Source organism: Bacillus sp. V3B (assembly GCF_024494465.1).
In the GTDB taxonomy this organism is placed as follows: Bacteria; Bacillota; Bacilli; order Bacillales; family Cytobacillaceae; genus Bacillus_BD.
Window position 1 is genome coordinate 26,338 of the sequence record NZ_JAETXM010000028.1, and the last position, 22,289, is coordinate 48,626.

The 22,289-nt window shown below is 37.2% G+C and carries 20 protein-coding genes and 1 pseudogene; 16 read left to right on the forward strand and 5 right to left on the reverse strand.

The features are described 5' to 3' along the window. Nucleotides 1-190: 190 nt before the first annotated feature. The 11 genes from JMM81_RS19640 to JMM81_RS19690 all read left to right on the forward strand — a co-directional run bounded on the left by JMM81_RS19640 (nt 191) and on the right by JMM81_RS19690 (nt 14,002). Nucleotides 191-1,363 carry a M24 family metallopeptidase gene (locus tag JMM81_RS19640; protein WP_256243231.1) on the forward strand — a complete coding sequence of 391 codons (1,173 nt, stop codon included), beginning with the start codon at nt 191-193 and terminating at the stop codon, nt 1,361-1,363. After that, a complete protein-coding gene (locus JMM81_RS19645) occupies nt 1,356-3,485 on the forward strand; it encodes a hydantoinase/oxoprolinase family protein (RefSeq protein WP_256243232.1) in 2,130 nt (709 codons plus the stop codon). The genes JMM81_RS19640 and JMM81_RS19645 overlap by 8 nt, the downstream gene beginning before the upstream one ends. Before the next feature lie 12 nt (nt 3,486-3,497). Further along, on the forward strand, nt 3,498-5,210 hold the full coding sequence (locus JMM81_RS19650) for a hydantoinase B/oxoprolinase family protein (RefSeq protein WP_256243233.1): 1,713 nt from the start codon (nt 3,498-3,500) through the stop codon (nt 5,208-5,210). A gap of 406 nt (nt 5,211-5,616) precedes the next feature. Further along, nucleotides 5,617-6,678 carry a sugar ABC transporter substrate-binding protein gene (locus JMM81_RS19655; RefSeq protein WP_256243234.1) on the forward strand — a complete coding sequence of 354 codons (1,062 nt, stop codon included), beginning with the start codon at nt 5,617-5,619 and terminating at the stop codon, nt 6,676-6,678. Beyond that, nucleotides 6,675-8,183 carry a sugar ABC transporter ATP-binding protein gene (locus JMM81_RS19660; protein WP_256243236.1) on the forward strand — a complete coding sequence of 503 codons (1,509 nt, stop codon included), beginning with the start codon at nt 6,675-6,677 and terminating at the stop codon, nt 8,181-8,183. Before JMM81_RS19655 ends, JMM81_RS19660 begins: the two co-directional genes overlap by 4 nt. 20 nt (nt 8,184-8,203) lie before the next feature. Beyond that, nucleotides 8,204-9,190, forward strand: coding sequence for an ABC transporter permease (locus JMM81_RS19665; protein WP_256243238.1), 987 nt, complete (start codon nt 8,204-8,206; stop codon nt 9,188-9,190). A 280-nt stretch (nt 9,191-9,470) separates the two neighbouring features. Beyond that, nucleotides 9,471-10,790 carry an aromatic ring-hydroxylating oxygenase subunit alpha gene (locus tag JMM81_RS19670; RefSeq protein WP_256243239.1) on the forward strand — a complete coding sequence of 440 codons (1,320 nt, stop codon included), beginning with the start codon at nt 9,471-9,473 and terminating at the stop codon, nt 10,788-10,790. Between the two features lie 18 nt (nt 10,791-10,808). Next, complete coding sequence (locus tag JMM81_RS19675) at nt 10,809-11,402, forward strand: aromatic-ring-hydroxylating dioxygenase subunit beta (RefSeq protein WP_256243240.1); 594 nt, start codon at nt 10,809-10,811, stop codon at nt 11,400-11,402. 49 nt (nt 11,403-11,451) lie between these two features. Beyond that, nucleotides 11,452-12,957 (forward strand): glutamine synthetase family protein, encoded by a 1,506-nt coding sequence (locus tag JMM81_RS19680; protein WP_256243241.1) that lies wholly within the window; start codon nt 11,452-11,454, stop codon nt 12,955-12,957. A 41-nt stretch (nt 12,958-12,998) separates the two neighbouring features. Next, nucleotides 12,999-13,259, forward strand: a complete 261-nt coding sequence (locus JMM81_RS19685) for a hypothetical protein (protein WP_256243242.1) — start codon at nt 12,999-13,001, stop codon at nt 13,257-13,259. Continuing rightward, the gene (locus JMM81_RS19690; protein ID WP_256243243.1) at nt 13,256-14,002 is read left to right on the forward strand and encodes a gamma-glutamyl-gamma-aminobutyrate hydrolase family protein; all 747 of its coding nucleotides are present in this window, start codon (nt 13,256-13,258) and stop codon (nt 14,000-14,002) included. The genes JMM81_RS19685 and JMM81_RS19690 overlap by 4 nt, the downstream gene beginning before the upstream one ends. Nucleotides 14,003-14,626: 624 nt before the next feature. Here JMM81_RS19690 and JMM81_RS19695 read toward each other — a convergent pair. Next, nucleotides 14,627-15,628: a rhomboid family intramembrane serine protease gene (locus JMM81_RS19695; protein WP_309143510.1), complete on the reverse strand. Its 1,002-nt coding sequence runs from the start codon at nt 15,626-15,628 to the stop codon at nt 14,627-14,629. Further along, nucleotides 15,629-15,847, reverse strand: coding sequence for a hypothetical protein (locus JMM81_RS19700; RefSeq protein WP_256243244.1), 219 nt, complete (start codon nt 15,845-15,847; stop codon nt 15,629-15,631). Nucleotides 15,848-16,061: 214 nt separating this feature from the next. Here JMM81_RS19700 and JMM81_RS19705 point away from each other — a divergent pair, with 214 nt between their 5' ends. From JMM81_RS19705 to JMM81_RS19725, 5 genes are all read left to right on the forward strand, one after another. Further along, nucleotides 16,062-16,232, forward strand: coding sequence for a hypothetical protein (locus JMM81_RS19705; RefSeq protein WP_256243245.1), 171 nt, complete (start codon nt 16,062-16,064; stop codon nt 16,230-16,232). Between the two features lie 397 nt (nt 16,233-16,629). Next, entirely contained in the window at nt 16,630-17,469 is an 840-nt protein-coding gene (locus tag JMM81_RS19710) for a GIY-YIG nuclease family protein (protein WP_256243246.1), read from the forward strand. Nucleotides 17,470-17,507: 38 nt separating this feature from the next. Further along, a complete protein-coding gene (locus JMM81_RS19715) occupies nt 17,508-17,834 on the forward strand; it encodes a nucleoside triphosphate pyrophosphohydrolase (protein ID WP_256243248.1) in 327 nt (108 codons plus the stop codon). Then, nucleotides 17,827-20,262 (forward strand): DEAD/DEAH box helicase family protein, encoded by a 2,436-nt coding sequence (locus JMM81_RS19720; protein ID WP_256243249.1) that lies wholly within the window; start codon nt 17,827-17,829, stop codon nt 20,260-20,262. Before JMM81_RS19715 ends, JMM81_RS19720 begins: the two co-directional genes overlap by 8 nt. Nucleotides 20,263-20,298: 36 nt before the next feature. After that, entirely contained in the window at nt 20,299-20,661 is a 363-nt protein-coding gene (locus tag JMM81_RS19725; RefSeq protein ID WP_256243250.1) for an HIT family protein, read from the forward strand. Nucleotides 20,662-20,777: 116 nt separating this feature from the next. Here the strand turns inward: JMM81_RS19725 and JMM81_RS19730 are convergent. From JMM81_RS19730 to JMM81_RS19740, 3 genes and pseudogenes are all read right to left on the reverse strand, one after another. Next, nucleotides 20,778-20,990 (reverse strand): annotated as a pseudogene (locus JMM81_RS19730) (IS3 family transposase); the annotation flags it as partial. Next, nucleotides 20,915-21,154: a hypothetical protein gene (locus JMM81_RS19735; RefSeq protein ID WP_256243255.1), complete on the reverse strand. Its 240-nt coding sequence runs from the start codon at nt 21,152-21,154 to the stop codon at nt 20,915-20,917. The gene JMM81_RS19735 and the pseudogene JMM81_RS19730, both read right to left, overlap by 76 nt. Nucleotides 21,155-21,933: 779 nt before the next feature. After that, nucleotides 21,934-22,077, reverse strand: coding sequence for a hypothetical protein (locus tag JMM81_RS19740; RefSeq protein WP_256243251.1), 144 nt, complete (start codon nt 22,075-22,077; stop codon nt 21,934-21,936). Nucleotides 22,078-22,289 lie beyond the last annotated feature (212 nt).

The following is a 22,289-nucleotide window of genomic DNA, read 5'->3' on the forward strand; positions in this document are numbered from 1 at the left end:
TACAGCAAAATGGGTTGTATATTAATTTAATATTCTGTAAATTGTAAATATAGAAAGTAAAAGTTAAGAAATATAGAGGAAAAGTTGAAATGATCTATACAGTTCAGAAGAGAATAATCTACTAAAATAGAAATCAGAAAATACTGATTTTTATAAATACTTAAAATAATTTTATTAAAGAGGTGTTAGTATGTCAACCGTTAATTCAATTGAATCTATTAAAAATGAAATTATGAACCAGCGTTGGGGACGACTGGAAAAGGAAATGAATGAATTAGGTTTAGATGTCGTTTTAATTTATGGGAAAGGCATTATTACCCAGTATGGGAATTTATATTATTTTGGTGGGTATTACCCGATTTTAAGACACGGGTTTGTAATCAAAATAAAGGGACAAGAGCCTATTGCTTATTATAACACAAGAGCTGATTATTACTTGGCAAAAGAAAAAGGAACGATCCAAGATGTGCGCTATGTAGGGACTGGTGATGTTATGCAAGCAGAAGATCCATTATTAGTAGAAATAGCCAATGTGATCAATGCCTCTTCACCTAACAAAGTAAGCATTGTTGGATTAAAAGAAAATATGAATATCAAACAATATGAATATCTCATGAATCATATTAAAGGTGAAATTGTGGATGGTACAGGAATGTTAGCCAAAATCAAAACCGTTAAATCACAAGAAGAAATCGAAATGGTCAAGAATTCTTTTGAGCTTGCTGAAAAGAGCTATGCCGCTTTCAAAGACGCCATTCAACCAGGAAAAACATGTTCCGAAATTGCCGGAGAAGTTGAGAAAATTGCTAGAGGAAATGGAGCGATTGACACACTAGTCTTTATTGAAGAAGGTCCATTCTTCCTTCGAAAACCAACGAAAAAAGTAATTAGTGAAAATGCTCTCGTGACTTGTTATGTGGAATTAATAGATGAGAATGGATATTGGGTTGAAAAAGGTGGCCTCATTGCTGTTGGTGATATTAGTGATGAGATGAAAGAACTGGCAGATGCTTGTGTACAAGCAATGGAAGAAGTGAAAAAGACCATTAAACCAGGAAAAACAGTCGGTGATATTGCTGACGCCATTCATCAGTATATCGATCATCTTGATGTTAAGGTTGGAATCTGGCATGGACATGGTGTAGGAGTCGATCATGATTTACCTGTTATAAGTGATAACGGCACAGATAGGATTGAAGAAGGAATGGTCCTAAGTGTCCATCCTAATTTTGCCAATGCAACAGAGGAATTCGGCGCAAGTATCGCAGATGTTTTCATTGTAACGAAAGATGGCGCTAAAGCATTAAGTAAATTACCGTATATGACCTATCTATCACAAAAGGAGAGTGGAAGAATTGGATAAGTTTACTATTGGTATTGATGTAGGCGGTACTTTTACAGATTTATTATTAATTAATTTGACGACAAAAGAACAAATCATTGAAAAAACTTCTTCTACTCCTACAGATCCTTCGATTGGTGTAACCAATGGGCTAGATAATCTGGCAAAAAAATTAAGAATTACTACGCAAGAATTATTGGGGAATACAAGTTTAATCGTACATGGCACAACGGTTACAACAAATGCCGTATTAACGAGTAACGGTGCTAAAACTGGATTATTGACAACTAAAGGTTTCCGTGATGTTCTGCAAATGAAAAGAGGGGTAAGAAGCCGGCAGCATCTCTACAATAATAAATATATGGCTCCTGAACCATTAGTGACAAGGGACTTAGTCGTTGGAATTGATGAAAGGACAAATGCGGAAGGAAGGATTATAAAAGATATTGATGAGAAAGAAATCCTCGAAGCGCTGAATTGGTTCAAAGAAGAAGGTGTTGAATCGATCGCGATTTGTTATATGCATTCCTATGCGAATCCTGAAAATGAAATCAAAACAAAAAGAATCGTGGAACAATATATGCCTGAAGCCTATGTCACGGTTTCAACGGATGTGTCCTCGATTATTCGTTTATATAATCGAGTAAGCACATCTGCAATGAACGCTTATGTCGGTCCGATTTTAAAAGCATACATGGATCAATTAATGGCCAAACTTGAATCGAAAGGTTTTACCAATGGAGAGCTGTTAATCATGCAATCGAATGGAGGAGTAACGAATCCAGTCACTGTCTCTAAATTACCAGCGACTACTGTATTATCCGGTCCAGCTGCAGGTCCTGTTTCGGGAAGTGCGTTTGCTAGAGCATCTGGATTTGATAAAGCGATCGTAATCGATATGGGCGGTACCTCGTTTGAAGCATCGATTATTGAAAATGGTGAAGTAAATATCCGTAGAGAGGGAGAAATAAATCGAAATCTCATCTCTCTCCCAATGGTATCGATTCACACGATTGGCTCTGGTGGAGGAAGTATTGCCTGGATTGATTCTGGTGGCTTGCTGCAAGTAGGTCCACAAAGTGCCGGTGCCTCTCCTGGTCCTGCTTGTTATGGTCGCGGAGGAGAACTTCCAACTTGCTCTGATGCCAACTTGCTTTTAGGTTATTTAAATCCAGGATATTTCCTTGGTGGGGACATGTCGTTAGATGCGAGTCTAGCAGAAGCAGCTGTTAAAGATTATATCGCAGGAGCATTGAATATGAGTGTTGAAGAAGCTGCTTTTGGAATCTATCAAATTTCGAATTTAAATATGGCCAATGGTGTAAAAGAAGTCACCATTCAAAATGGACAGGATCCTCGAAACTTCCCTCTTGTTGTAGCAGGAGGAGCGGGTCCGATCCATGCTGCGATGATTGCAAGGGAACTCGATATTTCGGAGATTATTATCCCGACGTTCTCATCTGTCCTGTGCGCAGTGGGCATGCTCGCGTCTCAATTAAGGCATGATTATGTAAAAAGCTTCCATCGGACATGGGGAAAGGCTGATTTTGCTGATATTCTTGAGATTCTGGCTGATGATAAGGTGCAAGGAACGAAAGCCTTAATTTCGGAAGGAGTTTCAGAGAATCAACAAATCGTGAAGGTCGGCCTGGATATGAGGTATGTTGGTCAGCATTATGAAGTGGCCATCGAAGTCGATGAAGATATCGTCTTACAGAATGATAGAGAATTAGTAGAAAATGAGTTTCATAAAGAACATGAAAAGCTATATGGCTTTGATTTACGAGGTCATGAGATTGAGGTTATTAATATCCGCTTATCTTGCCGTGGAGATTTTGTTCAATTTTCACCTAGAACGATTGAATCTATGAATCCTGAAGAAAAACTCAATGTAAAACATTACCGAAAAATGTTTGATCCGGTCCAAAAGTTAATGGTAGAAGTTCCTGTTTATGACGGTGATCATATGAAAGCAGGTGCAGAGATAGCTGGTCCTGCCATCGTGGAATTAACGACCACGACGATTATTGTTCCAAGCGAATTCGAAATGGAACTAGATGTGAATGGCAACTTTATTATGATCGACACAGCTTCGTCAATGAAAGGCTTTCATCTCCAATTTGCGTCCACAAACAATAACTAGGGAGGGTATCGAATGGATTCAATTTTAGTTTCAGTTATATCAAATCGATTAAAAGCCATCGGAAGGCAGATGGGAGCTGTTATTGAAAGAAGTGCTCATTCCCCATTGCTTGTAGAAGGAAGAGACTTCTCTTTAGGAATCTATACTGCAGACGGTGTTTTAATTGAACAAACGGAGTATATCCCTATTCTGGGATATGCTGCTGCACCTGGTGTAAAGGCAGTTGTTGAATATTTTAAGGATGACATTTATGAAGGAGACGTCTTTCTTCATAATGATACTTTTACAGGGGGAAATCAAAACTCAGACTTTAAAGTATTAAAACCAGTCTTTTTCGACGGTCAATTATTTGGCTGGACCGTTATTACAGCCCATCAGGCGGATGTGGGTGGAGCTGTACCAGGATCCTACAATCCATATGCTACGGATTTATGGCAGGAAGGAATCCGGATTACCCCTCTTAGAATTTTCAGTAAAGGAAAAAAGGTGAAAGATGTTTGGGATTTGGTCATAGGAAATGTCAGACTGCCAGTTGTTGGCGATGATATTCTTGCCATGGTTGGCGGATGTGTAGTAGGGGAAAAAGGGTTGGTTAAACTTCTCGATCAATACGGTAGCAAAATAGTTAATGAAGCGATTACTGAAATCTTTGATTCTACTGAAAAAATGGCCAAGCAGATTATTAAACAAATTCCAAACGGAGTTTACGATGGGGAATGGCTAGTCGTGGATGATGGCTTTGATCATGAGGCAGAGATGAAGATTAGAGTAAAAGTAACGGTGGAAGAAGAACGTATGTATTTTGATTTCACGGGCACATCTCCTCAGACGAAAGGATATGTGAATGCCCCATTACCAGTTACAATTTCTTCCGTAATGATCTCATTTTTCATGCTGACAGAACAAGAGATTGCTCATAATGAAGCGATCCAAAGATGCATCTCGATTCATGTTCCAGAGGGGACGATGTTAAATCCAGTTTTTCCAGCAGCGTCTGGATTTGGTAACCATCTAAGCGATCAAATTTGTTCTGCTATTTTCATCGCTTTATCGAAAGCATTACCAGAACAAGTAACAGCAGGTTGGAATTCCCTATTATGTTCAATTTTAAACGGGACAGATGAACGTACACAAAAACCTTTCGTCGATATTATGTTAATTGGTAGTAAGGGCGGAAGCGGTGGAACAAAAGGTGCTGATGGTTATGACCATATAGGATTAATCGCCTCCGGAGGTGCCCTAGCTGCGCAAGATCCAGAAATGTTTGAGTTAACATTGCCATTGACTCTGCAAAAATATGAATATGCGACCGATTCATGCGGGGCAGGTGAGTGGAGAGGCGGCTTAGGTGTCGAAGTCATGTTTACCATCAATGCTAATGGTGTTCAAGCCAGTGTATTTGGTGACGGTGGTAATGAAACGACTGCCGCCCCTGGAATATTAGGTGGAACAAATGGTGCCGTAAATTATATTAAATTTGAATATCCAGATCATAACATTTACGAAAGCTATACAAAAGACTTAATTTCTGATATTCCAAAAGGGACTATTTATAAACAGCTTGCTGGCGGTGGTGGTGGATACGGTGACCCTAAAAAACGTCCCGCTGAACTAGTGGCAAAAGAAGTTCGTTATGGATATATCTCGAAAGAATTTGCCAAAGATAAATATGGTGTGGTGATTTCAGATGAGAAGAAGGGTGAAATCGCACAGTTATTAAGATAAATAAACGTAAATATCCTCTTTTAACCTTGGTATGTCGCAAGATGATATATCAAGGTTACTATCTATTTTCATAAATATAAGTTTAAAAATGTGATTACTAAGAATTTATAATTAAGTTTAAAATTTTATAGAGGTTTTAATTGACTTTACTAGTCGGTCCGATTTTATTTGCTTACTATATAAGTCCACTTTAATTTTTCGACATAGATAGAGATGAAACGGCCGTTCAACCTCCTTTCAATGCGCTGTTCATTACTAGTGTAATAAAAGGCTTGCTCAAGCAGGCTGACCGACCATTTTCTATGTCAATTTAACAAGTTGAACATATATAGACCTATTGGATTCTTAATGAACAATCTCGTGTAAAGCAAAGATTTAAAGTCTCGTCACTATAGGAGGAAATATCATGAAACTTAAATTAACAATTCTATTGATAATTAGCTTATTATTTATTTCTGCTTGTGGAAAGACAGAATCCAGTGAGACAGCGAGTACCGGAACAGACGAAAGTGTATCTGATCTTAAAATTGGTGTCTCAATTCCAATGGAAGCCAATAATTCTATTAAAACATGGTACAAAGCGATCCAAGCAAGAGCAGAAGTCTATGGAGTTGAAGTCATGGGGATTGATGCTCAAGGGGATGCAAGTAAACAATCCAGCGATATTAATACCTTAATTGGGCAAGACATAGATGCTTTAATCGTTTGGCCTTTAGATTCTAAAGCGATTCAACCGGCATTAGACCGAGTGGTGGAAAAAGGTATTCCTATGTTTGGAATTGATTTTAATGTCCAAAAAGGTGGAGACAGCTTTGGGCTTGTAAATCAAATTATTGCTGGACGTGAATCTGCTGCGATTACTGTCGCCAAAGTTTTTGCAGATACTTATTCTGAAGCAGAAGTTGCAGGTATAGGTTTTGCCATTCCAGTTCCCGGAAATATCTTTGTTATGGATAAATTTAAATCAGAACTCAAAAATTATGAGAATTTAATATTTGTCGGGCAAAAGGATAATCCATCTGATAATATCGCTGGTGCTGAACCGTTAATGAAAAATTTATTAACATCAAATCCAAATATTCAAGCGGTATTTGCTTATAACGATGAAAGTGCCATCGGAGCTTCTCAAGCAGTCAGTAATGCAGGGGGAGAATTGTATTCAAAAGACACTCAGGAAGGCATTATGATTGTAGGATTTAATGCTGAAGAAGGTGGAATTCAATCCATTAAAAATGGCAAAATATATGCAACATTCAATATTAATCCTGTAAAAAGTGGTGCGATCCAAGTCGACTTTATTCATGATTATTTAGTAGAAAATAGCAAGGATTCTATCGCGAAAGAAATTATTGTCCCTGCACCTTTAATTGATCAGTCTAATGTAGATGAATTTGTTTCGTGGGATGAAGAATTGGAGTTAGTGACAGAGCTTGAATATGATGCACTGAAAGAAAGTGGTGCTCAATGACAACCGAATTAAGGAAAGTGTCTACACCGTTTGCCTTAGAAATAAATCATATTTCTAAATTTTATCCAGGAGTAGTGGCCTTAAATCAGATTTCGATGAATCTGGAATGGGGTACCATTCATGGAATTGCCGGAGAAAACGGCTCCGGTAAATCCACATTGTTAAAGGTCATAAGTGGAATGGTAAAATCTGATCAAGGAGAAGTGATTTATAAAGGCCTGCCTGTGAAGGAATCTCATAAGCATCTTCAGCAAGATGTGGCGATGGTTACACAAGAACCTTCTTTAGTCAATTCTCTGTCTGTTTCAGAAAATATTTCCATTGGTGGGAGAAATAGAAATGAATCCAGATGGTTGGTGAGTTGGAAAAAGTATAAAGAAATAGCATCAGAGTATTTAGAAAAGTTAGGTGTAACAGGGATTGACTTGAATCAAAATGTAGAGCATTTGTCACCAGATAAACAACAATTAATTTTAATTGCGCGCGCTTTGGCCTCAAATCCTAAAATACTATTATTAGATGAAGCGACGAGTTCGTTATCCGAAGATCAGACACTCACCCTTTTTACTGTATTAGATGAACTAAAAGCTAATGGATTATGTATTATCTTTATCTCTCATCGTTTAAAAGAATATCTTAGATTGTGTGATAGGGTTACAGTCTTAAGAGATTCTAACTATATAGGTGATTTGAAAAAAGAGGATATGACGGAGCATTCCATTGTGACGTCCATGGTCGGCAGAGAAATGGAAGATTATTATCCACCAAAAGTAGCTTCTCCTTCTCAGGAGGAAGCTATTGCCTTTCAGGATTTTAGTTGTCATCAAGTGAGAAATGTTTCATTTTTGATTAAAAAAGGTGAAATCTTTGTGTTAGCTGGTTTAGATGGCTGTGGACGAAGCGAGTTGTTAAAAGGTTTATTTGGAGTCATCCCCTCAAAAGGAAAAGTAGAAGTTTATGGTGAAAAGATGACATTTAGAAGTCCAAGAGAGGCGATTGATAAGGGGTTTTCCTATATTCCTGGTGAAAGAAAATCAGAAGGGATTATTGCTGAAATGTCAATCATGGAAAATGCGATGTTGAGTTATCGAAGTCAAAAACCTTTTTGGAGATGGATCGAGCACAAGTTTGAAAAAGAAAAATTTCTAGAAATGAAAGAAAATATGCAGATTAAAGCGCCTACAATTTATACACTGATTAAGACTTTATCTGGAGGGAATCAACAAAAGGTGGTATTAGCAAGGGCATTGGCGTTAAAGCCAAAGTTTCTTTTATTAGAAGAACCAACAAGAGGGATCGATGTAGGTGCTAAAGCGGAAATATACAAGTTGCTTCGAGCATTAACGACGCAGGGAGTAACGGTCATTGTTTCCACTTCAGAACTGCCAGAGGCAATAGGGATTGCCGATCGAATCGGGGTTATGTTTAGGGGGAGTCTACAGAAAATTTTACATGGAAGTGAAATGTCGGAAGAAAAGGTCATGTACTTTGCAACAGGAAATTAATATCTTTTAGGAGGTGTGCCATGGAGAATGTTGCCGTTAAAGAACAACTATCAAAAAAAGAGAATCATCTGGTTAAAAAGAATTTTCTTAGATTAGTAGGAATAGGCCCCCTATTAATCCTATTATGTGTCATCATGAGCCTATTAAATCCAGCTTTTCTAACGTTTAATAACTGGATCAATTTATTGAATTCGATTTCTGCCATCTGGATTATGGCGATGGCCATGACGTTAGTATTAATTTCCGGTGGGTTTGATTTATCCGTGGGCGCAAGTTTAGCTTTTAGTGGATTAATTTTAGTCAAGTTAGTTTATGCAGGTGTGCCTGAATTAGTAAGTATTGGTATTATGCTACTTTCAGTTTTTCTAATTGGCATGATGACAAATGGTTTCTTTATTGGAAAACTAGGTTTGAATTTCTTCGTTGTTACTCTGGGAACGATGTCTTTGTTTCGTGGCATCGTTTATGTTTGGACAGACGGCCAGACACAGTATGCCGATACATTACCGATTGTTAGTTTTCTAGGAAATGGTTCAATTGGACCGATACCAGTTCCCATCATGATCATGTTGGTTGTTTTTCTCATTACTCATCTATTGTTAAAATACACTCAATTTGGTAGGGGTATTTATGTGGTCGGAGGGAATTCTACAGCAGCCAAATTGGCAGGCATAAAGGTTCCACTTATTTTGATTGGTGTTTACGGAATGAGTGCTTTATATGCTAGTATTGCTGGAATCATAGAGACAGGTAAATTAGCATCCGTTTCCCCGACGATTGGGTCCGGTCTAGAATTACTAGTAGCTGCAGCTGTTCTACTTGGTGGGACTTCATTCAAAGGCGGAGAAGGAACTGTCATTGGTACAACTTTCGGTGTTCTATTTATTGGCGTCCTTCAAAACGGCTTAAGTCTTTCCGGAATCTCATCCTATTGGCAAGAAGTCATTACGGGTGGAATCCTTCTATTCGCGATCCTATTAAACTATTTTAAAGCCAAAAAAGTTTAACTCAGTGATGACAAGGGGACAATTCTGCTGTACCTTAACAACTAGACTGTTTTTTCTTTAAAGGTATGACATGAAAAGTTCCTTAGTAAATTCTTGTAAGTTTCGTTTACAGGAACCATCATCTATTTCGTTAGAAACAAATAAAATAAACTTAAAATCTATGTCAAATCCTTATGTGTAAAGATTTCTTACAGTGGATTGCATTGACTATTTACTGAAATTTCAGTAAATTCTAAATATGATAAATTTATAAGAAAAACGGACTATAGGAGGTTAAAGGATGAATAATTGGGAACATTTGGTCCAAGAAGATCGGGTTCATCGTTCTGTCTATACAGACCAGCAACTGTTTGAAGAAGAAATGATTAAAATTTACGGTCAAAGTACATGGGTCTATTTATTACATGAAAGCGAAATCCCGAAAAATAATGATTATAAAACAGGTTATTTAGGAAAAAGGCCCATCATTATTGTAAGAGATCAAAAGGGGAAAGTTCGAGCGTTATTTAATCGTTGTATGCATAGAGGTTCCACACTTTGTCGTATGGAAAAGGGGAATTCTAAGCACTTTTCTTGTCCTTACCATGGCTGGAATTTTAAAAATGATGGTACGTTTATCGGAGCTCCTTGGCCTAAAGCCTATGGTGATCAACTAGACTCACCTGAATTTAATTTAATGCAAATTCGTGTAGAAACGTATAAAGGATTTGTTTTTGGAACATTGAATCATGAAGGTCCAAGCTTGGATGAATATTTAGGGAATGCAAAAGAACCGTTAGATCAATGGTTGGAACATAATGGAGGGGCGGAAAATTTACGGGTAAATAGCAATGCACATCGAAAGTTAATGAGCTGTAATTGGAAATTTGTCTATGATAATGCGGCAGATGGTTATCATGTTACATTCTCCCATCGTTCATTACTTGGGATTAATGAGAGATACAAAGAAGCTGATATAGAAGATAAAGACATGGTCTATTTTACACAGAAACCGGATGATGGGCCTATGTATGTGCAATATTTAGGAAATGGACATATCTTTCTCGATCAACGACCTGCACATAGAGGTGCGGACGGGAAATACTGGAACCAACAGCGGCCACAGCCTGGAAGAGAAGTTTTTGAAGAACAAATAATCCAAAAATATGGCGAAAAGGCTTATCGATATTTAGATCAAGCAGTGGGATCGCAAATGAATTTAACGATTTTCCCTAATCTTCTTTTAGTCGGAAATCAAATCCAAACGATAGAACCCATTGCGGTGGATAAAACTCAAATTACCTGGAATGCTACGACGATTGATGGCTATCCTGATGAAATTAATAATTTACGAATGAGAACGCAAGAAGATTTTCCGGCATTTGGTGAGCCGGATGATGTGACGAACTGGGCTGAAGGACAAAGGGGCTTAACGATTCCTGAAGCAGAATGGGTGTTTTTTAATAGAGGATTGACATTAACAGAAACCCATCATATCGATGAAAATGGCGTAATGACAGCTCCAGTAACAGATGAGTTACCAATGAGGGGTTATTTTAATGAATGGAAAAATATCATGAGTCAAACGAAAGCACAAACAACCTATCAATCTATTAAGTAAAGAAAAGGAGGTATCCTGTTGAGTAATCAAACAAAACAATCCAATCCATCATTATTTTCTTATTATGTGAATGATTCTTTTTACAGTAATTTAATCGATGAATTGTCGGTTTGGGATCGAGAACTAGAATTGGATGATCCTATCACCGAGAAACAATGTAAAAAATTAATTATCAAAGAATGCAGATTGCTAGATGAATACCGATTTGATGAATTTCTATCCCTTTATACGGATGAAACTCTCTATTGGATCCCGATTACACCTGGGGGAGGTGATCCCAGAATCGAGGTAAGTCACGCTTTTGATGATCGTAGAAGACTTGAGGACCGTATTTATCGTTTGCGTACGGGTTATGCCTATTCACAGCTTCCGATGTCAAGAACGCGGAGAATGGTAAGTAATTTTGAATTAGGTTACGGAGATTCAAAAGATATCGTTTTTGCTCGCTGCAACTTTCTCATTTCTGAGTTAAGGGTAGGAGAGTCGAGACAATACAGTGGTTGGTATGGCTTTAAACTACAAAAAATCGACGAACAATGGAAAATTGCTGTTAAAATGGTGAATTTAATTAATTCTGATCAAAGTCACGAAAATATGACTTTCATGCTGTAATAAATGTTTTAGTAGATTGATAAATAGATGGAGAAAGGATCGTGAATGTATGACTGAAGGCATTTTATCAAAATTAGAAGAAGGTTTCATTAGTAGCTATCAATTATGGACAGAAGAGCAAAAAGCAGCCGCGCAACAAATAATCGCTGATATGGAAGAACAAGACTTTTTAATCGTTCGTATCGCGTGGGTGGATCACCAAGGTGTTTTGAAAAGCAAAAGAGTACCGAAAGAAGGTTTTATCAAAACATTAAAAAATGGCTTAAATATTAGTACGGGTACTTTTATCTTTGATTCAGCTTATGCCATTGTGTTTAATCCGTTTATTCCAGGCGGTGGCTATGGAGTTCCTGAAATGACAGGGTGTCCGAATATCACCCTTGTACCAGACCCGCTATCATTTAAAATGATACCCTGGGCAGAAAGACAAGCCATTGTCATGTGTGACATCTATTTTAATGATGGGCAACCAGTACCATATTCAGTAAGACAAGTGTATCGCCAGGCATTGGAAAAGCTTGACCGTAGAGGAATGGATAGCATGGTTGGTTTAGAGGTTGAATGGTATTTAACGAAGCTAGAGGATCCGATGTTAGCCGTCGAACATAATGGAGATTTAGGAACTCCACCGGCTGCACCAAAGGTTAGTACCGTTGAGCATGGTTTATGGTATCAAGCAGAACCGCACAATCAAGAGATTCATCAGTTTCTGGATATTTTAGCAGAGAATCTATTACAAATGGGAATTCCACTTCGGACGATGGAGAATGAATTAGGGCCTGGCCAATATGAGTTTGTTTTTGATCCTTTAACAGGAATGGAGGCAGCCGACGCGATGATGTATTTTAAAATCGCTACGAAACAAATTTCGAGAAAATATGGCTATATGGCCACTTTTATGTGTAGACCACATCTGAAAGGCTTCAGTTCCAGCGGTTGGCATTTACATCAATCTGTTATTGATAAAGAGACGGGGAAAAATTTATTTATGGATGATAGACAGGCGATCAGTGAGTTTGGCCGTCATTATATCGGAGGAGTATTAGAGAATGCGGGAGCGGCTTCGGTATTTTCTATCCCGACGATCAATGGATATAAGCGGTTGAAACCGAATTCGTTAGCACCTACAAGTACAGTGTGGGGGATTTTTAATCGCGGAGTGATGATCAACGTACATGGATCAGGAGGGGATCCTGCCTCCCATTTTGAAAACCGGATTGGAGAACCAGGAGCAAATCCTTATTTGTATATGGCTTCGCAAATTGTATCTGGTTTATACGGTGTGGATCACAAAATAGATCCAGGTGAACCAAGTGTAACCCCATATGATAACGATCAAACGAAGCTCCCAACAAGTTTACGAGAAGCTATTGAAGAGTTGAAAAAGAGCGAAATGTTTAAGGAAGAATTTGGCGAAAGTTTTATTAATTATATAGCGGCATTAAAGGAAAGTGAAGTTGGACGTTATTTACAATATGTAAAGGAAGAGAATATTGTAAATGCAGATGTAGAAACAACAGAGTGGGAGCAGAGAGAATACTTTGAAGTGCTATAATCCAACAGGAAGGGTTTACAGAATGGAAAGGAGATACAGCGATGGAGGAGAAGTCAAGGGAACAGGAACTAATGGATGAAATCAAGATACTTAAAACAGAATTAAGTAAATATCAAAAACTAGCATCTGTTGTTATAGATGCTGAAGTGTGGGACTACTTTGTTTATGATGAAATTCCAGATGAGAATTGGTTGGCGATTGATCGAAAAGATTATGATCTCATGTTGCAATATGTGCATCAATTAGATCAATATAAACCATGGAAATCAAGTATGGAAAAGAGGTTGGAGCATTATCGATGAATAAAAGAGTTATTGGATTTATTGGAAGACAGCATTGGTTAGATAAATCAACCCCGCCACTGGCTATCACTTTTGTTCCGACTAGTCTTTTGACATTTTTTCAACAATTAGGATATGAAACGCTGATTATTGATATTGATAATGACATTGAGATTATCAAACGATTGGATGTATTGATTTTAAATGGCGGATTTGAAGACATTGATCCTGACCTTTACGGAGCCTCTAAACACTCATTAACTGCGAATTGTAATAAACAAATGGATCAGTTTGAAATACAGGCCGTTCATTTTGCAATCAAGAGTGGAATTCCTATTCTAGGAATATGTAGAGGCTTCCAACTGATTAATGTGGCAATGGGAGGCACACTGCATCAGGATCTTTCGAGCATCGAAAGTGATGTCCAACATATTAATCAAAACTATAGAGATCCGGTTCATCGTGTTATAACAAAAAGCTGGTTAAAAGATTTACTGGGAGAATCAGTGGATGTGAATTCCTATCATCATCAAGGAATTGATGAACTGGCAGAAGAATTAACTCCTCTCGCTTGGGCGGATGATGGATTAGTAGAAGCATACGAATTGAAACATGCTGAGACTCCTTTATTTGCTATACAATGGCACCCCGAATTACTAGTAGATGATCATAGTTTTTTACTTGTCGAAACTTTTTTGAAACATTGTGAGGGATTTTTAAGTAAAAAAAATAGTGGAATTCAAGATGAGAACCACGCCCGATAGAGGAAGATTCAGTATGAAGTCTTAAACAGTTCTTTTATTTTTAGATTAGCTATAAGAGGGAGTTTTTAATAGGGGTAGGAGGAAAAGGTTGGCAAGGAATATGAGGGTTGGTAGAGTTGGAAGAGAAGAAGGCATAAAAGAAGGTATCCAAAGCATAGTAAAAAACTTACTAAAGGATGGAATGCACCTACAAAAATCGCAGAACTAACGGGGTTAAGTGAAGAAGAGATCCAGAACCTATCATGATTTGTGGGGAGAGGGGACAGGTTCCTGTCCCCTTTCATTCGTCATGAATGCTACTCTTCATTCTTCAACTTCTCAAAAAGCGCTACCTCAACAGGATTCGGTATATAACTAGACAAAGTGCCCACCATAACAGCTACTGTAATTTCGTCAAAAAATTCACTCGCTCGATTAATGATAATAAAACTTCATCTAGACACTTTGTAGTGAACCACACGTATTATTAGTAAAGGTAAAATAAAAAGTAAATAATTAGAGAACGAGGGTTGGGGGACAAAAGAAGATTGTTTATAGATATTTGGGAAGAAGTGTATAAATAGATATTAGAGGAGTGTAGAGCAAAGCTGGGAGGCTCCGTCTCCACTCAACTCTATCCTGTTTTTAATACCTAGTTAATAAATCTGTATAATTGATTTGAAATCGATCATAAGCGTTCCAGCCGGATACGGATAGCAAAAAATCACCTGTTGTTGTTTTCAAATGAACAGCAAATACAAGCTCAATAGTTACTTGTTGCATAGGGGAAAGTGGAATGTATTCAAAATATTGACCTTCATATTGCAGTGATGGAGTAACTCCTGCTGTATCAGATAAAATAAACATTTCTGGGTAAATATCTACTGTTTCTTCTGATTTGTTTTCAATGTGAATCGATAAAATGACTTCATCAACAAAATTGCCACTTGTATTAATCCACCCCTCTTCAACTCCAGATCGGACACTCACGATCTGAAAACTTGGTTCCTTCATAACATTGTTTTTATTTACTTGTACATTTTCAGACCCTGTTATTTGAGAAAACAGCTTTTCCATGCTAATTGTCGGTAAGTGAGCCTGTTCTTCACTAGCGAAAGATTTTACTTGTTCAAGTTTAGTTGTCCATTCACTAAGCATAGGGATTGGCAGATACTTTGGCAGTGAGAGTAGTGAAAACCATAACAATGAAATCAACGCTATTTGAAATATGGTAAGACTCCATTTGCTTTTGGCTAAACGTTGAAATGATTGTGGGCGAACGAAAAAAGAAAGAATAAGACCACTAAATAGTCCACCAAGGTGAGCAGCAATTGAAATATTTGGTGCCAAAAATGTATAAAGAATATTCCCAACAAAAGCACTCCAAATCACGGATTGACTTTGTGAGTTAATCATTTTATTCCTCGTTATGACAAGTCCTAAATAGAGTCCGATCAATCCAAAGATACTGCCTGAAGCCCCTGCTGCTATCACATTTTCTGAGAAAATGAGTATGAATAGTCCGCCGACCATTCCGGTTGCAAGAAATAAAAAGGTGAATTTTACCGAGCCATATATCCGTTCAAGTGGTGGAGCAAAAATGATTAAACAAGCTAAATTTGCGAGGATATGAAAGGTTCCACCAATTTATACAAAAAGATATGTTACTAGTCTAGACCAATCTTCTGGCGCTGTATCTCCTGTTTGAATAGCCCCAAAACGGCGAGCTGTCTCCAGATCAGTAGGACCGTAGCCAAAACGATACGTTGCAAGTTGTATAATGATGATTGCGAGCGTTAGAAGAACAACGGAAGGGAAACGCCGAATAAAGGTCTGTAAACTTTCACTTCTTTCAAAAATGGTCATAACAAACTCCTTTTGAATCTACTAAAAAGCCTTTTGAAGATAGATTTTAATGGTATAATATTCCTATATTAGTATGATACTTATTTCCTGAAAGTTTTACAATATTATTTTCAAATTGCATCAATTTAGTGATGTCTAAACAGAATATTCGTAAATATTTACAATCGTATAATAAGAAATTGAAGAAAGCGGATCTGAAGAATTTGTTTCTTGTATGGAAAGCATAGTAGTGTATGACTTTAATTTTCATAAATATGAAGAATTAATCGAGTTTTTAATTAAAGAAGATCTCGAAAAATATGCAGATGAAAGTTTAGAAGACGATGACTTATTATCGAGTGCTTCAGCATATATGACAAAGTTTTTTGATATAGACCAGGATTGATTTAGATAAAAATCTTAAATCAAATGTTATTAAAATAATAAGATATATTGCTCAAAATGGAAATAAACCTGAGTTTCTACACTTTAATCAACTAAACATGTATGATTTAGATAAAATTGCAGCAAAACTAATTGATACTCCACCAAATTACTAGAATAGATTAAACAAGAACTTGGATGGGATCATATTAAGATAATCATGATTAGAGGGTAATTTATTTTAATATTAGAAGGTTTAGGAAGAATTTCAAGCGAGTCATGCTCAGTCTATTCGATAAATAGAAAAATATTAAAAGAACAACTTCTTTAGTGAACAGTCCCTGTTACTGTTCACTAAAGAAGTCTTTGTTGGATCAGGAGATTCTGTTACAGACTAATAAAAGTAGGTGAATTCTATAATGAATGCCAAAACCATTCAAATCTTCTTACCAGATGGTTCTCCAAGAAGTATCCGTATTGCTGAAATTACAAGCAGAATTGCTAAAGTCATATTAATTCCACGAAATAAATTGGAAGAAGCCGCAAATCGGAATGAATTAAACAATGTAGGAATTTACTTTTTGTTCGGATCTTCGAATGAAAAGGCGAAAGATTTAGTGTACATTGGTGAGGCAGAAGATTGTTATAAACGATTGAAGCAGCATAATAAAGCGAAGGGCTTTTGGAATGTTGCTTTAGTTGTTGTGTCAAAAACAAATAGTTTTACAAAATCTCATGTAAAATACTTAGAGCATTTTGCGTATAAGAAGGCAAAAGAAATAGGTCGTTATGAAGTAGTAAATGATACCATTCCAAATGAGCCTTTCGTTACAGAGTCGATGCATGCAGATCTAATGGATCATTTTGAAACGACAAAAATATTGCTTTCTACATTGGGCTATCCATTATTTGAAGAAGTACATAGAAATGTAGTTACTAAGGAAGTTTTAGTTTGTAAAGGTAGAGATGCATATGCGACGGGTGAATATACGGATGATGGGTTAGTCGTTTATAAAGGATCGACCGCCAATTTTGAAGAAACTCGTACTGCGGGTCCATGGGTGAGGAATCTACGTGAAAAATTACTTAATAGTGGCGTTCTAGAACAGAAGGAACATGTATTTATCTTTACGTCAGATTATGTATTTAGTTCACCAAGTGCAGCTGCTGCAGCTGTTTTAGGTCGCAGAGCGAATGGCTGGACAGAATGGAAGGATAAAGAGGGGAGAACACTTGATGAATTAAAACGAAAAGAGTGACATTTATAAGATATTAATCAATCTATGGAGGTCCGACAATGCCAATCCACAACAAACTAGTCCGAAACAAAATTCCGCAAATTATACAGGATGCTGGAAAAACACCAGTCACTAAGATTCTAAATGAGGCAGAATACATAATGGAGCTTCACAAAAAGAGTGACGAAGAGTTAAAAGAATACTTAGCTGCTGAAACAAACGAAGCGGCCTTAGAAGAATTAGCAGACCTCCTTGAAATCATCCATGCGCTCGCAAAAACTCACGATTCTTCTATAGAAGAAGTCGAAAAAATCCGTGTGGAGAAAGCTGCTAAAAGGGGAGGCTTCTCTGATAAAGTCTTTTTAATAGAGGTTAAAGATGACTAAAGAGAAAGTACAACTGATAACAGAAAGATTGATTGATCATCTGATTACCGAAATCGACCGAGCGAAAAGCATTTATATTTTAACTTCCTTTGCCATGAAATCTGGTGTAAATGTTATTAGTTCTGTATTAAAAAGGGCGGCTGAGCGTGGAGTCGATATCAAAATCTGTACAGGGGACTATCTTTTTGTTACCCAGCCAGAAGCACTAATGGCTTTAATTGATATTTATCCTACTATCGAAGTTCGTCTGTGGCAGAGTAATGGTGTTTCTTTTCATCCAAAAGCTTATATTTTTCAATATGATGATAGTGGCACATTAATTGTGGGTTCTTCTAATCTCTCTCGATCAGCCTTAACTTCAGGTATTGAATGGAATCTTTCGCTCGATAAAGAAGTCGGACCAGAGGCCTATGACCACGCTGTTAAAACATACATAGAAGACATTTTTTATAGTGATCAAACAGTACCGGTTAATGATGAAACGATTAAGAATTATCGGGACCGTTATGAAAAATATCATCAAAAGCATGATAACTTGGTGACGACTTGGACGGAGCTAGAAGAGATCGAATTGATGCTTCCAGCCGATCATAAGGCTGAAGCTGAAGTAGTAATGGAAACTCCAGAAACATATGGAGAAATCAAACCTCGATTTGCTCAACCAGAAGCACTGGAACAGCTAGAAACGACATTAGAAGAAGGCTATCATAGTGCCCTTGTTGTTATGGCGACTGGATTAGGAAAAACGTATTTAGCTGGATTCTTTGCGGAGAAGTTTAAAAGAACACTTTTCATTGCCCATCGTGAGGAGATTTTGCATCAAGCAAAACGTTCTTTTGGGCAGATTATGCCAGATCGAAATAGCGGTATCTATAACGGAAAAGTGAAGGATGCTGAAGCAGATAGTATTTTTGCATCCATTTCTACACTAAGCATGAAGCATCATTTAGAGGTTTTTCAGCCGGACACGTTTGACTTAATCATTATCGATGAGTTTCATCACGCAGCTGCCACTACCTATCAGCGAGTGCTTGATTATTTTAAACCGCAGTTCCTGCTTGGCATTACGGCAACACCGGATCGCAATGATAATAAAGATGTGTATGCGATTTGTAACGGGAATGTGGCCTATCGGATTGATTTTTTGGAAGCGATTCAAAGGCAGTGGCTCGCTCCGTTTAAATATGTCGGCGTTTATGATGATACAGACTATTCCCAATTAACCTGGCTTGGGACGCGCTACGCCGAAGAGGATTTATTGAAAGTTCAATTGCGTGAAGAGATGGCAGAAAGTATTTTGCAGGCATGGAAGGAGCATAAACAAACGCGAACCATTGTCTTTTGTTCGTCCATTCGCCAAGCCGTATTTTTATCGAGTTATTTTAATCAGCAAGGCTTTAAAACCGTTAGTTTGCATTCAAAGCAAATGGATATAAGTAGAAGCAAAGCGATTAACTTACTTGAAAAAGGTGAGCTAGATGCCATTTTCACGGTTGACTTGTTCAATGAAGGGGTCGATATTCCGGCAGTCGATACGTTGCTTTTTGTCCGGCCAACGGAGTCATTAACTGTTTTTACCCAGCAAGTAGGGCGTGGTCTCCGACTTTATCCTGAGAAAGAATCCTGTGTCATCATTGATCTGATCGGAAATTATCGTAATGCTGATATCAAGCTTAGTGTATTTGATACAAACCATGAAGCTAAGAAGAAAAATGCGATCATTGAACCGACTGTTCCACAGCTATGTTCGTTTGATTTGGATATTAGGGCCATTAACTTACTCAAAGAAATGACACGGAAAAAACATCCACGCAGACAGAAGCTGTATGATGATTATTTTGCTCTCAAACAAGAACTCGGCAGAAGGCCGTCCTATCTGGAATTGCATTTAAAAGGCGGGTCTGAAGCTTCTGTTTATAAACAAGAGTTTCAGTCTTATGTTGGTTTTCTATTATGGGCGGGAGAACTTTCGGGTCGGGAACAAGAAGTGTTTCGCCGCTATGAAGCATGGATCGTTGAAGTAGAAAAGACGGTCATGTCTAAAAGCTATAAGATGGTCGTGTTGAAAGTGATGCTTGATCGAGGGGTGGATCAATGGTTTCAGCCTATTACTCCTTCAGAGGCCGCATCAACATTTCACCATTATTTGACGGGAAAAGAATATCGTAAACGAATTGATCTTTCTGATAAAGCAGGCAAACAACTGTGGGAGTATCATGAAGACAAAGTGAGTAAATTAATTGCTAGAATGCCGATGTCGAAGTGGAGTGGTAGTTCGAAGGGGTTAATCACTTTTGAGAATAGTGTATTTCAGCTTCATTTTGATATAGTAGAAGAAGATCGCGAAATTCTCTACCAATGGACGAAAGAAATTTGTGAATACCGTCTGCATCAGTATTTTGAGCGGAGAGATAAGCGGGAAAACTAAAGGTAGAAATAAATCAAATTCATTGAGGTAACAGTCATGACATGTGTTTTTTGCCAGATAAACAATAGCGTATTAGAAAACGATCTTGCTATTGCTTTTTATGATAAATATCCAGTAAACAAAGGTCATCTCCTCATCATTCCTAAAAGACATGTTGAGCAGTATTTTGATGTAACTGATCAAGAGAGAAGTGCCATTGATCAATTATTATTTGAGGGCAAAAAGATGATAGACGAAAAATATCAACCAGATGGATATAATATTGGCATCAACTGTGGGGAAGCTGGTGGCCAAACGATTTTCCATGTACATGTTCATCTCATTCCTCGATTCAAGGGGGATATGGAAGATCCTCGAGGTGGTGTTCGAGGAGTTATTCCTGAGAAACGTATGTATTAGTATAATTAATTTGAGACATTTTCTAGTCGAATTCAACAAGGATTCTATTTTATTTGAAAAAAAGGTTAACTCGTATAATAAATTGTACCCTTTGTAAAGGACATTTTTGAAAAAGGTCATGCCACATGGAGAAGATGATTTCTATATTGTACAGGAGTCATCTTCTTTAAGTTCCATTGGTACCTGAAATTGTTATAGTACGTCATATATCTTTTGATTTCTCTTTTAAGTTCTTCCAGCGTATTACACGGCTTTATATAGGCTTAATCTTTGAAGTGACCAAAGAAAGACTCCTGGGGAGCGTTATCCCAACAGTTTCCTCTCTTGGCTCCTGACGTAAAACCATATTTTGTGGATGGTTTGTTGTATGTCCTGGCATAGTTGTGTCAAAACCAGATTTTGATAATTTAAAGTCATCTTGAAACTCACTTACGTTTTGTTGAACCATTTTAAAGTCCTCGTTCAAAATCTCATTATGGTTTTCATTTTGCATGTTTCCACCTCTATTATACTTTTTATCACTACTTTTACCCTGCTTAATTTCTCCCTTTTCAGATTAATTATGTATAAGAAGAAAGAAGGAATTTATTTTAGATAGAAATTACATATGTAAGAAAGGTTAGAGTTTTTATTCGAGCGTCAGAAACAAAAACAAATCGAATTAGAAAAAAAGATTATGTTCTTTTATTTGGTGAATGTAGAAGGCGAAGTGTCTCGTTTTTGTTGAAGTAAAGGGCAGAATACTTCAACAAGACCTGATCCGTTTTTTTGAAAAGAAGACATTAATAAAAGATAAATGTAATAGTATGGACTAATTTGATGCACTGATTTAAGGAGGCTCAATTTATATGGTAAATTGGGGTCAAATTAGAGAAAGGGGGAAAGTACGATTTGTCTTGTTGTATGGAGTGGTTCTATCAATACCATTGGTTCTTGACTATTATATAATTAAGTTTCTTCTTAATTCATTTCGATTAGAGTTTGCTTTTATAGAACTTTTATTGTTTGGATTACTTGTATTTTCCACGTCAAATTGTGATTATATATGTTAATTGGATTTGGGGCTATTGTAACAAAGCGATTATAGAAAGTATTAAAGAACCGCACTTTAATATGCGGTTCAAGCTGGCTCAAGGATATAGCTAGCATTTAGATGAATATAGGCGCCTTCAAATCACTATCATGAATATAAATAGTAAACTTTAAGGTGGATGTATCATTTTATGTTCTTTTCCGATACCTAATACTTTACTTTAAGTTACTATGTCTGCATTAAAAATCATCATTGTAATCATAGCGAAATCCGTCTTTTTGGGTAGAGACACTCTCTTTTATCTGCGAATTGTCCGTTTTATTTTGTAAAACCTGTTCCTTACTGTTTATTTTATTATTTTGTTGTCTTTTGTTTGTCTTCATTTAGGTAAGCCTCCTAATATCTTTTTTCACCACCTATTATCCCTAGAAAATCTTCTTATTATTCAGGTTCGTCGAGTTACAGATTCCCCGAACGAGAAAGCCCACTTCTTCAGATATGGGATGAAAGTGAGGTCGAACCAGGCGTGTCTTATGATACGTTAAGGGTTCGATTTTTTTAATTTTTAATCAATTTGACTATCGCAAGAACATTA

Excerpts from the sequence above, each read along its gene's own strand:
- JMM81_RS19685 (WP_256243242.1), top strand. The coding sequence starts at position 12,999 with ATGGAGGAGAAGTCAAGGGAACAGGAACTAATGGATGAAATCAAGATA.
- JMM81_RS19670 (WP_256243239.1), top strand. The coding sequence starts at position 9,471 with ATGAATAATTGGGAACATTTGGTCCAAGAAGATCGGGTTCATCGTTCT.
- JMM81_RS19640 (WP_256243231.1), top strand. The coding sequence starts at position 191 with ATGTCAACCGTTAATTCAATTGAATCTATTAAAAATGAAATTATGAAC.
- JMM81_RS19725 (WP_256243250.1), top strand. The coding sequence starts at position 20,299 with ATGACATGTGTTTTTTGCCAGATAAACAATAGCGTATTAGAAAACGAT.
- JMM81_RS19705 (WP_256243245.1), top strand. The coding sequence starts at position 16,062 with ATGGAAAGCATAGTAGTGTATGACTTTAATTTTCATAAATATGAAGAA.
- JMM81_RS19680 (WP_256243241.1), top strand. The coding sequence starts at position 11,452 with ATGACTGAAGGCATTTTATCAAAATTAGAAGAAGGTTTCATTAGTAGC.
- JMM81_RS19660 (WP_256243236.1), top strand. The coding sequence starts at position 6,675 with ATGACAACCGAATTAAGGAAAGTGTCTACACCGTTTGCCTTAGAAATA.
- JMM81_RS19715 (WP_256243248.1), top strand. The coding sequence starts at position 17,508 with ATGCCAATCCACAACAAACTAGTCCGAAACAAAATTCCGCAAATTATA.
- JMM81_RS19720 (WP_256243249.1), top strand. The coding sequence starts at position 17,827 with ATGACTAAAGAGAAAGTACAACTGATAACAGAAAGATTGATTGATCAT.
- JMM81_RS19710 (WP_256243246.1), top strand. The coding sequence starts at position 16,630 with ATGAATGCCAAAACCATTCAAATCTTCTTACCAGATGGTTCTCCAAGA.
- JMM81_RS19690 (WP_256243243.1), top strand. The coding sequence starts at position 13,256 with ATGAATAAAAGAGTTATTGGATTTATTGGAAGACAGCATTGGTTAGAT.
- JMM81_RS19700 (WP_256243244.1), bottom strand. The coding sequence starts at position 15,847 with ATGACCATTTTTGAAAGAAGTGAAAGTTTACAGACCTTTATTCGGCGT.
- JMM81_RS19740 (WP_256243251.1), bottom strand. The coding sequence starts at position 22,077 with ATGAAGACAAACAAAAGACAACAAAATAATAAAATAAACAGTAAGGAA.
- JMM81_RS19655 (WP_256243234.1), top strand. The coding sequence starts at position 5,617 with ATGAAACTTAAATTAACAATTCTATTGATAATTAGCTTATTATTTATT.
- JMM81_RS19735 (WP_256243255.1), bottom strand. The coding sequence starts at position 21,154 with ATGCAAAATGAAAACCATAATGAGATTTTGAACGAGGACTTTAAAATG.
- JMM81_RS19665 (WP_256243238.1), top strand. The coding sequence starts at position 8,204 with ATGGAGAATGTTGCCGTTAAAGAACAACTATCAAAAAAAGAGAATCAT.
- JMM81_RS19650 (WP_256243233.1), top strand. The coding sequence starts at position 3,498 with ATGGATTCAATTTTAGTTTCAGTTATATCAAATCGATTAAAAGCCATC.